The 12,859-nt window shown below is 66.9% G+C and carries 11 protein-coding genes; 3 read left to right on the top strand and 8 right to left on the bottom strand.

Annotated features, from left to right (window positions below; translation table 11 throughout):
- From AC5LUJ_RS16185 to AC5LUJ_RS16195, 3 genes are all read right to left on the bottom strand, one after another.
- A partial coding sequence (locus tag AC5LUJ_RS16185; protein ID WP_493465227.1) for a DNA methyltransferase occupies window positions 1–856 on the bottom strand: 856 nt, incomplete at its 3' end.
- Between the two features lie 84 nt (window positions 857–940).
- Entirely contained in the window at window positions 941–3,328 is a 2,388-nt protein-coding gene (locus AC5LUJ_RS16190) for a BPTD_3080 family restriction endonuclease (RefSeq protein WP_493465229.1), read from the bottom strand.
- Between the two features lie 81 nt (window positions 3,329–3,409).
- A complete protein-coding gene (locus AC5LUJ_RS16195) occupies window positions 3,410–4,000 on the bottom strand; it encodes a DEAD/DEAH box helicase family protein (protein ID WP_250284257.1) in 591 nt (196 codons plus the stop codon).
- 449 nt (window positions 4,001–4,449) lie between these two features.
- On the opposite strand from AC5LUJ_RS16195, the gene AC5LUJ_RS16200 reads away from it, so the two are divergent.
- Both AC5LUJ_RS16200 and cyaB read left to right on the top strand, forming a co-directional pair.
- Window positions 4,450–4,923, top strand: coding sequence for a helix-turn-helix domain-containing protein (locus tag AC5LUJ_RS16200; protein ID WP_052914604.1), 474 nt, complete (start codon window positions 4,450–4,452; stop codon window positions 4,921–4,923).
- A 211-nt stretch (window positions 4,924–5,134) separates the two neighbouring features.
- A complete protein-coding gene (gene cyaB, locus AC5LUJ_RS16205) occupies window positions 5,135–5,746 on the top strand; it encodes a class IV adenylate cyclase (protein ID WP_076843543.1) in 612 nt (203 codons plus the stop codon).
- Here cyaB and tmk read toward each other — a convergent pair.
- Genes tmk through AC5LUJ_RS16225 form a run of 4 tightly spaced genes read right to left on the bottom strand, consistent with a single transcriptional unit; the run spans window position 5,662 to window position 9,432 of the window.
- A complete protein-coding gene (tmk, locus tag AC5LUJ_RS16210) occupies window positions 5,662–6,294 on the bottom strand; it encodes a dTMP kinase (protein ID WP_250284255.1) in 633 nt (210 codons plus the stop codon). The two genes, cyaB and tmk, sit on opposite strands and share 85 nt — an antisense overlap.
- Window positions 6,291–7,757, bottom strand: a complete 1,467-nt coding sequence (locus tag AC5LUJ_RS16215; RefSeq protein ID WP_047223159.1) for a B12-binding domain-containing radical SAM protein — start codon at window positions 7,755–7,757, stop codon at window positions 6,291–6,293. Before AC5LUJ_RS16215 ends, tmk begins: the two co-directional genes overlap by 4 nt.
- Window positions 7,741–8,547, bottom strand: coding sequence for a DNA glycosylase family protein (locus AC5LUJ_RS16220; protein ID WP_217699289.1), 807 nt, complete (start codon window positions 8,545–8,547; stop codon window positions 7,741–7,743). Before AC5LUJ_RS16220 ends, AC5LUJ_RS16215 begins: the two co-directional genes overlap by 17 nt.
- Window positions 8,548–8,592: 45 nt before the next feature.
- Window positions 8,593–9,432 (bottom strand): ATP-binding protein, encoded by an 840-nt coding sequence (locus tag AC5LUJ_RS16225; protein WP_250284252.1) that lies wholly within the window; start codon window positions 9,430–9,432, stop codon window positions 8,593–8,595.
- 247 nt (window positions 9,433–9,679) lie between these two features.
- Between AC5LUJ_RS16225 and AC5LUJ_RS16230 the strand changes: the two genes are divergently transcribed.
- Window positions 9,680–11,104 (top strand): helix-turn-helix domain-containing protein, encoded by a 1,425-nt coding sequence (locus AC5LUJ_RS16230; RefSeq protein WP_047223158.1) that lies wholly within the window; start codon window positions 9,680–9,682, stop codon window positions 11,102–11,104.
- A 10-nt stretch (window positions 11,105–11,114) separates the two neighbouring features.
- Here AC5LUJ_RS16230 and AC5LUJ_RS16235 read toward each other — a convergent pair whose 3' ends face one another.
- Entirely contained in the window at window positions 11,115–11,816 is a 702-nt protein-coding gene (locus AC5LUJ_RS16235) for an HAD family hydrolase (RefSeq protein WP_493465228.1), read from the bottom strand.
- Window positions 11,817–12,859 lie beyond the last annotated feature (1,043 nt).

A 12,859-nucleotide genomic window follows, 5' to 3' on the forward strand; every position in this document is an offset into this window, starting at 1 on the left:
CATAAAGTTCTCTATACTTAAGATGATCATAATCGTAAGCATAACAAAGTATATAGTCACAAACGCCAGCCAGATACTGGGCCGTCGCCGCAGTGGTTTTACGGAACGTCACCAGCGACACCATGTTCTCGCTGCCGAAAACTTCGTCCAGTAGGCAGCGGACGAGGTGGACGTTTTCGTCGCCGATCTGGACGAAGATGCTGCCGGAGTCGGTGAGCAGGTCGCGGGCGACCGTCAGGCGGTCGCGCAGGTACGACAGGTAGGAGTGGATGCCCAACTCCCAGGTGTCGCGGAACGCCTTGATCTGCTCGACCTCGCGGGTGGCGTCCTCGAGCTTGCCATCCTTGACATCCCGTTTGCGGGTGGAGACCTGCCAGTTCGAGCCGAACTTGATGCCGTAGGGCGGGTCAAAAAAGATCATCTGGACCTTGCCGCGGAGGTCCTCGCGTTCGGCGAGTGACCCCATGACCTCGAGGGAGTCCCCGAGGATCATCCGGTTGGACCAGTTCGCCGCGTGCCGGTAGTAGTCGACCGCGTCGAAGTCGTCCAGGCCGTCGAAGTCGGCGAACAGGTCGAGCTCATCCTGCTGGGCGCCCCGGGCGGATGCCTTGCGGACCTCCTCGACCAGCACCAGCGGGTCGATCTTCTCCTGGATGTAGACGGGTGGGGCGGTCACCGCGAGGTCGACCGAGTCCTGCGCGTCCTTGCCCTTCCAGACCAACTGCGGGTCGAGCGACGGATCCCGCTGGTACACGACGGTGACCGGCTGCTCGACCTCGTCGGGGATGAAGTCGTGCGCGTCCGCGGTGGGGATGTTGACCCGCTTGTCGTCGTGGCGGATCGACGTCACTGGCACCGGGCCCGCCTGCGCGGGCGCCTTTCTACGCGGCGGCATGCTTGTCTTCCCCTCTCCTGGAACCGGTCACACCGCCGGGAACGGTCATGTCGGCAGCCCGGTGATCGGTGCGTCCGCGTGGAGCAGGTCGATCGCCTCGTCGAGCTTCTCCCGGGTGGTCACCGGATCGGTGATCTCGATGTAGCCCCAGCGGCCGTACCCGCCGTGGTTGTTCACCGCGGCGCACCACAGGTTGCGGGCGGTGTCCGCCTTGCTGGAGGTCATCGCCCGCATCGTGGCATTGTGCGTCTTGAACGAGCCGGACACCTCCACGATCAGATGCCGGGGCACGTCGCCGTCCCGTCGGACCAGCCGCACCAGAAAGTCCGGCAGATAGCGGCGGGTCCGCGCGCCGTGCACGTAGGGGATGTCGAACTCCAGATGGTCGTTCTTCACGTAGGCCGCGACCTGCGGCAGGGACTCCAGCGTCTGGGCCATGATCTGCTCCCAGGTGTTGCCGTCGAAGCCGTCGAGCACGACATGGTTGACGTGGCACTTCCGCGGGTCGGTCCGCATCGTCCGCTTCGTGGTGAAGAAGTCGACGGCATCGGTCGAGCCCCACGGGTCGTACCGGCGGAAGATCGGGGTGGCCCGTTCCTCCCCGGGGCCGCTTTCCGGGGTGATCGCGTGCCAGATCTGCTCGGCCGCGATCTCCCGCAGCTCGGCGAGCGTGAGATGACCGACGCGCGCTCCCGGCGCGTAGGTCACGCACTCGTCCAGCCACTGCCGGGCGATCCGGACGAGATCCGGGAACAGCCAGCGCCGGGGCTGCCCGCCGGCGTCGTTGAAGAAGCGGTTGAGCATCGTGTGCGCGAGCCGGAAGGCGACCTCCTGCGGCCGTTTCCCGGCCAGCTCGCTGAGGTCGTGGACCTCCTTCTCGCCGACGACCCCACGGATCTCCGTCCAGCTCGCGATGTCGAACGGCACCTCGAAATGGTGCTCCCTGCCGAAGTCGGCGGTGAGCCGACCGTCGGGGATCTCGATCCGGTAGCCGTCGAGTTTCGGGAAGACGATCCGCGCGTCCGCCCGGTCCTCGACCGCCTTCACCTGCGTCTGCGGCCGGCGCGGCCGCGGGTCGGCGTTCTCCGGTGAGACCCGGATGAAGGAGAACGGCACGCCGTAGACCTCGGCGTATTCCGGCTCGAACATCCCGTCCTCGTTCACCGTGTACGAGCGTCGACGCAGGCCGCGCCCGACCACCTGCTCGCACAGCAGCTGCGACCCGAACGCGCGCACCCCGAGGATGTGCGTGACCGTGTTCGCGTCCCATCCTTCGGTGAGCATCGACACCGACACGACGCAGCGCACGCCTTCACCGAGCCGGCCCGCCTTGCCGACGGTGTTCATGACCTCGCGCAGGATGGTGGCGTCGTCCAGCTCCTCACCCGGCCGGCCGGTGCGGGCGGCGTGCTCGGCCCTGAACGCCTCGATCTCCGCGGCCGCGATCTTCTTGAAGTCCTCCTTCAGGCCCTCGCCGGACTCCAACTGGATGGAGTCGACCAGGATCGTGCGGGGACGCGCGAGCCAGCGCCCGTCCCCGACGTTCGAGAACAACGGCAGCGCCCCCGGCACCAGGGCGCTCACCCGGCCCATGGCCTGCTCGAAACCCGAGACGAAGTCGTAGACCAGCTTGGAGACGGTCGTGTTGTTGCAGACCACGATGAACACCGGCGGCGTCTCACCGCGGGCGGCCGCGTCGGAGGACTCCCAGCGGGCGAACGCCTTGGCGTAGTTGCCGTACAGGCTGCGCAGCGCCCCCTCCAGCGCGCCGGGCAGGCCCTGGCCGGCCAGCGTCGTGCCCTTCGGGAGCCGTTTCGGCAGCTCGGTGCCGACCTTCGACCACAGGTGCAGGTAGGCCACCTCGTCACCGATGGCGTCATCGTCCACCGGCACCCGTGGGATCTTGACAATGCCGGCTTCGATCGCGTCCATCAGGGAGAAGTCGCTGACGACCCAGGGGAACAGGTAGCCCTCCGGATAACCGGATCCCTTGAGGAAGAACGGTGTCGCGGACAGGTCGTACACCGTCTTGATACCGATCTTGCGGGCGATGTGGCGCAGCCCGGAGAACCACACCCCGGCCTCGGCGTTGCGGCTGTGCGCCTCCTTCTTCTCCTCTCCGGCCAGGTCGTCCTCGGTCGTGGCGTTCTCGCCGACCGCGGCCGCCCGGCCCCGGTAGCAGTGGTGCGCCTCGTCGTTGAGCACGATGATCTCGGAGGAGCGGGAGCTGGAGAACTCCCGCAGCACCCGGTTGACCATCTGGTCCGGGGTCTCGACGAACGGGTCGTCCGCCCCGCCCGCGGTCAGCAGAAGCTTGGTGTTGGCCGAGATCCCCCTGCCCTCCTTCGTCGCGCGCGGCAGGAATGGAGTGGAAGTTCGTGACGACGATCTCGGCCTGGCGCAGCGGGCCCCACAGATCTGCCGGGACGAGATCGCGCTGCTTGTAGTAGTTCTCCTCGTCCGCGGGGAGCAGCACCCGCAGCCGGTCCCTGATCGTGACGCCGGGTGTCACGATCAGAAAGCGTCGGGTGAAACGGGCGCGTTCGGGCTCGCGACCTTGTTCAGGGTCTGCCAGGCGATCAGCATCGCCATCACGACCGTCTTGCCCGCGCCGGTCGCCATCTTGAACGCGACCCGCGGCAGCCCGTCATTGTGGTCGAGATTCTGCTCGGCCAGGGCGTTGCGGACCCACTCGTCGCCCTGCTTCGGCGCGGCCTCGGCGATGAAGACGGCCGTCTCGGCCGCCTCCCGCTGGCAGAACAGGACGCGGTTCTCCCGCTCCTCGTCCGACCAGTACTCCAGCAGACGGCGGGTCGTCGGGGTGACGTTCGGATAACGCCGCTGCCGCCAGATGGCGACCCGGTCCCGGATCTGGTCGACCTGCTCGTTACGACGGCGCCGTTCCGCCACGTCGAGGATGTCGAGCTCGGTCTGCACCGCCTTCCCCCGGCCCTTGCGAGGGGTGGGAACCGGGATCCACGACTCGCTGGGCCGCCGGACGGCGGCGAGCTCGTCGGTGATCAGGCCCTGCTCGTCGAACTGCCAGTGCCGTCTCGGCTCGGCGTACGGCGAGTTGATGATCGGATTTTCGATCACCGCACTCATGACGACGGTGTCACCTCCCCCCACTGGCCAGGCAGCGCCTGGCCTGCCCCCACTGGCCAGGCAGCGCCCGGCCGACACATGCCGGCCGACCACCCTGCCCCGGGTAACGACAGCATGGCCGGACGGACAACCAGCACAGCGTAGCGATCGGGCCCGACAGGTCCGCTATGCGGCCGGGCAGCGCATAGCGTTACATACCGGATACTGTCACGGCCCGCGAGCCGGTTCACCGCAAGCCGGGCTGCGGCGCGGAATTCATCGCCGTCCACCCACCAGTGAGGCGAGTTCGTCGAGACTCCCCTGCCCACCGGCTTCCGGGCTCGAGAGATCCCAATGATCCGACTGCGTCCCGCGATCGAGATCGAGATCGAGATCGAGTAGATTTACAGATGCTTCAGATAGAAGCTACTATGATCATCGATGGCGGAACCGGTGACGCGGGAGGAAGCATGACGTCCCATCCGGCGGTTCTTGAGCTGAACAGCCCGGACGCCCCGACCCGACGGGCGTCGTCGGACCTCGCATCGGCCGTGGAACAGGCGATCGCGTCATCAGACTCCGGGTCGGTGGTGCTCGTCGTGGGCGGCGTACAGGTCGACGCGCCCGTGGCCGTGCTGCGCGCCCTGCTCCACACGGCTTATGAGCAGGCGGCCGGGCATCGCGTGCGGATCCTCTCCCCCGACTCCACCGGCGAACTGACTCCGAACCAGGCAGCGGCCTACCTGGGGATCTCACGCCCGTTGCTGCTGAAACTTCTCGACGACGGGACCATTCCGGCCCGGGCCCTTCCCGGCAGTCGCCACCGGCGGGTCGCAGTGGCCGATCTGGAGGAGTATGCGGCGCGAAAGACGAAACGGCGTCGAGCACTGGCCACCGCCATGAACGACATGATAGACGCCGACCTGTATCTCCCAGCCGACTGACAACATACCGGACCGCCGCCATGACCATCGCGCGCGTTTTTGCGACTGAGGAAGTCCATGCCTCCTGGTCAATGGGCTATGAATAACGCTCGTTATGTCATGCGTAACAGATTTTTTCCTTCGTGGTGGACATGCGGGGACAACCCCGCTCTCGCGCCTGGATGACGTCTCGCTAAACTGGTTGCAGTCGTTCCAACTATGGAGGTAGCCGGTGCGCGAGGTCGAGGTCAAGTATTCCGTGGCAGACCCGGAGGCGCTGCTCGTCGCCCTCAGGGCGCGGGGTATTCATGTTGGCAAACCGGCCTACCAGGATGACCAGGCATTTGCCCCGGTGGGCTGGTCCTTCGGGGACAGCAGGCTTGGAGTTTCGTTCCTGCGGCTTCGCACAGTGGACGGGCGCCACTGGCTCACGCTGAAGGAGCCGGGCGTCAATGCTCAGGACTGCTTGGAATACGAGACGGAGGTCGCGGACCGCCGGCAGATGCACGAGGCCATCCTGCGTATGGGGTACCGCGCGACCGTCCGCGTGGCGAAGACGCGGCGCACCGGCCAGCACGGCGACGTGTCGCTGTGCCTGGACGAGTTGGAAGGGGTCGGGACCTTCCTGGAACTCGAACGGATGGTGCCCGACGACGAGCCCGCCGCCCAGATCCAAGAGGAGCTGGCAGCCTTCGTCACGGCGCTGGGTGTCCCGGCCGCCCGCACGACCGAGACGTATGACTCCCTCGTGCGGGCGGCTCAGGAAGGAGCGGTGGTCCGGCTACCTTCCCGCCGGGAGAGCACCGAAGCTGCCAGTACGGCGGCCACCTCTTCGGCCGTCTGAGTCCCGATGTCGTGTACCACGACGGCGTAGCCGGCGGTTTGGAGTTCGGCGGCGACGGCCCGGTATGCCTCGGCCTCGGCTGCACCGGCTTCCGGGCCGCCGCGGTGGAAGCGGCTGTAGAGGCCGCGCCGGGCCACCCGCTCGCGGGAGCGGATGGGATCGCCGGTGAGGATGACGGTCAGGTCGGGCCGGTCGGCTTGCTCGGTTAGCGTCCATAGAAACTTGGCTGGTACACCGTCGAGGCGTTGCAACACGAGGGATGAAGCGACGTAGCGGTCGCAGACCACCACGGTGCCGCTGGCGAGGGCGGGACGGATCTCGGTTTCGAGGTGCTGGTAGCGGTCGGCGGCCACGAGGCAGGCCAGAGCCAGACCCTCGTAGTCGTCCGTGCCAAAACGCGTGAGGCTACCCAGGGGACTGGCCGTGGGTTCTTTGGTAGCCAGCACAGGCAGGCCCTGTCCCGCGAACTGCCGGGCCAGGGCCGCGGTGATCGTGCTCTTACCGATGCCGCTGGGGCCGTCGATGGCGACGAAAAAGCCCCTGTTCATCGGCGGATGCTGGAACGGGCGTGCTGCTCGCGGGATAGCTCGATGAGGGCGGCCCGTACCTCCTCCACATTGGCCTCCCCGAACTGAATATTCACCGAGAAGTTGAATTCATCGCGCCCCCGCATGGCTTCGTCGACGCCGCCTTTGGTGAGGTCCACGGCGGTGTAGGCCAGCAACTGTGACGGCTGGTAGCGGCCGGTGGCCAACAGCCGGCTCCACTCCGGTGTGCCCGGATACGGCCGGAACTCGAAGACGGAGGCCCGGAAGCTCCCCGGATGTGGATCGGCCACTTCCCACAGCTCCCTGACATGACGGACGGTGGCGGCCAACTCGTCGCGCGTCTCGGTGGGGAAGCCGAGGATGAAGTAGCCCTTCACCGAGATGCCGCGCTCGGTGAGGCGGCGGACCGCGGAGCGGGTCATGTCCGGCATGATGCGTTTGCCCATGTACCCGAGGAGCCGTTCGCTGCCGGACTCGACGCCCAGAGCCACCTCGCGCAGGCCGTTGGCTGCGAGCAGATCGAGCAAGGCGTCGTCGGCCCGGTGCAGAATGTTGATACGGCCGGTGGCGTCCCAGACATAGCGGCCACCGATGCCGTGGGCTGTGAAGGCGTCCATGCAGCGGCGGATGAATCGTTCGTAGCCCAGAAAGAGATCGTCGACGAAGCGGAAGGCGGTTACGCCGTAGGCCTCGTGCAGCGCCTCCATCTCGGCGATGATCCCCGCAGGTGTGCGGGTGCGGATGGTGATGTCGGGGTTGGCGCTGACGGCGGCGCCGCAGAAGGAGCAATCGTAGGGGCAGCCGCGGGCGCCGACCATGTTGGCCTCTATCCGGCCGTCCGGCGCCTCGTACGGGTCGTTCGCCAGGAAGCGGCGGTCGACGAAGGGCAGGCGGTCCACGTCGGGTGCCAGGTGGTGGCCCGCGCCTGGCCTGCCGCCGGTGACGGGCTGGTGCAGAATTGGGTCGAGCCACATGACACCGGGCAGGTCGGCCCGTGCGCGCCTGTCTCTCAGCAGCTCCGCCACCCGGGTCTCGCCCTCGCCGAGCACCAAAGCTTCGAGAGCCCCGAAGCGGGGGTCGGTGATGATGGTCTCGGGCATGGCTTTGGCCTGATGGCCGCCCACCATGACGTAGATGTCCCGGTCCAGACCGGAGGCGATCTCCGCGCTGATCTCGTACGTCGGTGCCAGCAGGTTGAAGCCGGCCCAGCGTGGACCGAGGCGGTTCACAAGCTGGCAGGTTTCCTTGACGCCAAGCCCGAGGGCTTCGGCGTCGACAATCCCGACGTTGAAGCCTTGCGCTGCCGCATACGTGGCGATGTAGGCCATGCCCAGAACCGGCAGGGTGAAATCATTGACCCGGGGCCGCAGACTATAGTCCCGCAGCGGGGCATTGACAAATACCGCGTCGAGCGGACGGCTCAGGTCGGCGCCCCGAACGGCGCCGTCATCCGATATCTCCATACTGCGATCCCCAAGCAAGGGTCAGAAGGGTGAGCGTAGAAAGGTGTTCGCTGGCTAGATGGCGCCACTGGGCGCCGAAAGCGCGCTCGTGGTGGAGCCAAAGGTGTGACGGGGCGGCCCGTCCCGCCCAGGTCCGCACCGCCAGATCGGCGTAGGGATACAGGCTCCAGTCATTTGTGTAGTCAGCGATCGCCGCGCCGGCCGTCCACGGGCCGATGCGCTGAACGCCTTGCAACTCGTCGACGAGGACGGGGAGGGAAAGACGGCTCCAGCCGACACCATGCTTCAGATATGCCGTGGCGGCAGCCCGCAAGGCAGCCCGTTTGAAGGCAAGGCCAAGTTCGGCGAACCGCTCATCCGTCAGAGCAAGGATGGTCTCCGGCGTAGGAAACAGCGCGTAAGCGTCACCATCCGGCAGCGGTACCTGCTCCCCGTGAGCCGCGCACAGCTCGCGGAAGAGCCTCTTGGACTGCCCCGCCCGGATGACCTGGCGCAGGATGGCAGTACCCAGCGCTTCCCACAGCGACGGGTTACGGAAGCGCCCCACCCGCCCAAGTCCGGACAGTTCCTTCGCCAACTGCGGCACCTCGGCGGCGGCACCGTCCGGCAGGCTGAAGACGTCTGCCGCCGGCTCGGTGTCGTCTCCACCGAGCGCGGTGAGGGTGAGGCTGTCGCCTTCCACCTCTGCCAGGACCGGGCCACCCGGCAATGCAAATACGCGGCGCGCCCCTTTTTCGGTGGGGAGCCAGGCGGGGTGTTCGGTCATCCAGCTATCTGCGACAAGCGGCATGAGTAAAACTCCGGGTTACGGTATGCGTGGGCGAAAAGTGGAACGCTAGTATCTCACAGCGTCACCCCGAGGCAGACTGGTGTCAAGGGCGCGCAGGCCGTCCAGGACTCGCCGTAATACCACTAGATCATCGAAAACCAGACCGGGATCGGTGCGGGCGACACTCGGCCGGCGGTATGGAAGAAGAGGTGTTGGCGCCTCAGCTTCAGCGGGTATCGGCGCCTCGATCTGGCACCAGGTGACTTTGCCCTGGCCGGTGGGCGACGGGTAATAGGCTGCAGCGAGGCTCAGGGCTTCCACGATGTGAAGGCCCCGACCACCCTCGCCATCGAGGCATTGATCTTGGAGTACGGGCAGTTGTGGACTGCGGTCCCAGACTTCGATGATGAGGCTTGCGGCGGCCCAGCTGAGGCGCATGGTCACGATGGATTTCGGATTACTGTCCAGCGCCTGGGTGGCCCGGACCGCATTCGTGATGAGCTCCGAAACCAAGAGACCGGCGGTGTCGATGAGATCCCCAAGTCCCCGGGTCTGGAGTAACTGGGCTACCTCATGTCGGGCCAGCGCCGGGGCCGTGGTGGTCGCGGCGAACTGATGGACGCTCGACCGCAGATGGGCGGCTGGCTGCGGAGCCACTGCGGACGGCAGGTTCATGCCGGCTGAACCGCCCAAGCGGCGTAGCTCGGCCGCAACCGCTTCCGTCCGCTCTTCGATGACCGCCTGCCCCACGGCCGTGGTGGGTAGCTCGTCTACGGCGCAAGCGAGGGCGACGCCAATGGCTTCCAGATGTCCCCACGCGGCCGCGAACCCAACGGCGATGCGGTGCAACGCCGCAGCGCCCGGCGGTCCCAGTGCGGAGTCCTGCCCTCCGGTGTTTGCGTCCACCGGCCCTCCCGTCCTGATATGAAGATCACCCGATGTGGACAACGCCCGGAACCGGGGAGCCGTACCTCGACCCGGCCCCGGGCGCCTGGGCTCAAGCGTGAACGAGCATCCCGGACCCCACCATGCCCAGGGATGTATGACGCCTATACGTGATGTTTCCAGGATTTGACCCGGGGTGACGGGCGTGTGTTTACACTGTTGCCGAGCGCGCCGGGACGGCCGCGAATGGGGACAGGTCGGGGAAAATATGAACGTCGCGCCGGGCCGGTACTGCCGTTCCTGCGGGAGCCGACTGGCCCGCTACAACGCCACCGGATCCTGTGCGGCGTGCCAGCGCAAACGGCAGGAACTGCGTCTCCAAGCCCCGGTGGTGCCAGATCATTTCTGGCAGACGGACGAGCTGCGCGATGCCTTGGCCAGCTGGCATATCGGCCGGGTCGTCGCCGCCTACCGACGCAATCCGTGGCACGGCCGGGTGCTGTCCCAGGAGCTGGTCGGAGGATGGGTCGGTATCTCCCAGGTGCAGCTGTCCCGCATCGAGTCGGGCCCGCCGATCAAGGACCTGGACCGGCTTGTGATGTGGGCACGGACCCTGCGCATCCCGGGACGCTTCCTGTGGTTTCAGCTCCCCGAGCAGCGCAGCGAACCGGTCGAGTCCGCCCCGGCGGCGGCGGCCGTGCCCGTGGGGCCGGATCTGCCCGCCTTACTCGGAAGCCTGACATCTGGCCGGCTGCCCCTGGCCGCTGGCGAGAGACGCACACCCACCATCGGGATCTCGGCCTTCGACGGCATGACCAACGGCCAGAGTGCCGAGTTGCTGCTGAAGTTGTTCTTGCAGCTCGACGACGAACTAGGTGGTGACAGTCTGTATCTGCCCTTGTCTCGTTACGTCGCCCGGATGGCAGTGACCGTAGAGCAGGACTCGGGCGACGGGCTCGTGCCCTTCGGACAGTTGTCCCAGATGGCCGGCTGGCTGGCGCTCGACGCCGACCACCACGGGACGGCCCGCCGCTACTTCACCACCACGATCTACGTAGCGCACGAGGGCGACGAACCGGGCTTGGCCGCCAGTGCCCTAGCGTACATGAGCTTGCAGGAGACCTACCGGGGGCGGCGAGGGCCGGCACTGTCACTGGCGCAAACCGCGCTGGCCTCGGGGACCACGAACCTCACGCCGCTGACCAGGACGATGCTGGGCACCCGCCTGGCCCGTGCCCAAGCCGGGGTGGGTGACCAGGACGGCTGTCTGCGAAGCCTTGACACAGCCCGCGCCGACTTTGAGCGCGCCGGCCACCGCGATGAACCACTGTGGGTATCCTACGTCGACGAGGTGGAAGTAGCGGCCCAGGAGGGTGCCTGCTTCCTCGAACTGGGCTTGACGACCGAGGCCTCGACGGCGCTGACGGAAGCCATTGATCTGCTCACCCGACGGGCGCCCTACCGGGTGCGGGACCGGGTGCACTACCTGTCCCGGCTGGCCAAGTGCCAGTTGCTGGCTGGCAACGTCGAGCAGGCCTGCCAGACAGCCGGCAACGCCCTGGAGGTGAGCGAAGCCATCGGATCCACCCGGGTGGCCCTGCGCCTGAAAGAGTTTGCAGACGGCTTGGCGCCGTTCGGCGCAGTGCCCGCGGCCCGGGACTTCGCAGAGCGGTTCCGCCTGGCGACGACCTGACCCAGCGGCTTTAACCAACGAGGCCGAAGACAGCCGCCCGTAGGGCGCGGGGCCGGGTGAGATCTGGCAGGACAGCATCAGCCCCGGAAGCCTCAAGATCCACCGCGGTACTACCGCCGGTGGCAACTCCCACCGCCCGCACGCCAGCATCGTGGGCGCCTTTCACGTCGTGCGGCGTGTCACCGATGACGACGGTCCGGTTCGGTGGGAAGGTCACGCCGTACTTGGCCTCGGCCCGCCTGACCGCGAGCCGTACCAGTACGGTTCGGTCGCTGTCGTCATCCCCGAAGCCGCCAACTTCCAGGTCAATGTGGTCTTCCAGGTCGAAGGCGTGAAGTTTGGTGGCCGCGATGGAGCGGATGTTGCCGGTCACCACGGACTGCACCGTGTCCTTGGCCACCAGACTCGCGACAGCCTCCTTCGCACCGGGCAGGCGACGGCCGGACTCCCTCATCCGGCCTTCGAGCTGGCGGGCGGCCTGACCAAGAGCCTCGTAGAAGGCGTCAAAGGTCGGCTCGTCGTCCGGCACGCCGTTGAGCCGGAGCGTGTCCAGCAGAATCGCGCGCTCGGTGCGGCCGGTCATGTCGGCCAGCTCCCGCAGGGGACGGCCGGTCACGAACTGGAAGGCGCGGGCGTAGATCTCCCGGCTGACCGGGCCAATGGTGACGAGGGTGCGGTCTATGTCCCACAGGATGAGGGCGGGTACGGTCACTTCACCATGATCTCACAGCCGACCCGTATGTGAATCGACTGGTTTTCCACTTGGACCTCGACGTTCGGTGCGGCCCCGAGAACCAGAGCGGCCCCCTATTGTGAACAGCACGATCCGGTTCTACGCGGACGAGAGCGCACGCGGCGTCGGCCGGAAGCCGGAAGCCGCCAGGCGTGATGTCGTTTATCCGGGACACAGGTTCGTGCCGGAATTCCCCCTGCCGAAGAAGGCCGCCCGGTTCATGGCGGAGGTACGGCCGCGGGCCCGTTTCCTGGGTCAGGCGCCGTGGGCGCCGGTCGTGGCGAAGCCGCCGAAGGCGAAGCCGGTGAAGGCGCCGACGGCCGACAACGTAACCAGGTGGGCGCTCCGCGCCACCGGCCGCATCGCTGACCATGGGAACTGGCGGGCAGCGCGCGCCTCCGAGGAGCGAGCTCCTGGTGGAGGCCTTGCTAACCGGAGTACCGTGCCGGTACGGTGTCGGATGCGACATATGATGATCTCGGAGGAAGGGGCACAATGGACGACCGCGTTCCCGTGTGTCCCGTTCCGGTTACCCTCGACGGCGTGTACAGGGGCGTGAGGATTCGGCGGATGAGCTTCTTCCGTCGGCGTCATGTCGACTTCGGTGTCGTTGTGACCGCTTCCTGTCCGGGTCCGGGCGGATCGTTCAACCGGGCATCCCGCGAAATCTCGGGCCGCCACAGGCCGAGCAGCCGGTAGTCGTTTCCGAACAGATCAGGGACGACGAGTCAGGGACTCTGACACCAGCCACCCGGACGCTGGCCACCCGGTACCATCCGCTCCCGTATCACCAGTCATTTCCAGAAATTGACCCGCATCCTCCGCGACGGAAGCTCTCCTGCCCCGCCTTCCGTACCGACCGATGAATCGTCACGGCCCGGTCACGTCCGTGCCAGTCGTGGCCCAGCGCCGGTCATGTTCTCGATGTTCGCCTCGACATCTCACAAACAAACGCCGAGGCGTCCACATCAGGAATGTCACGGCGGCACGTCGTCCATGCTGACACTTCATCCGTGTCGACA

It is taken from the genome of Protofrankia sp. CiP1_Cm_nod3 (genome assembly GCF_982290655.1).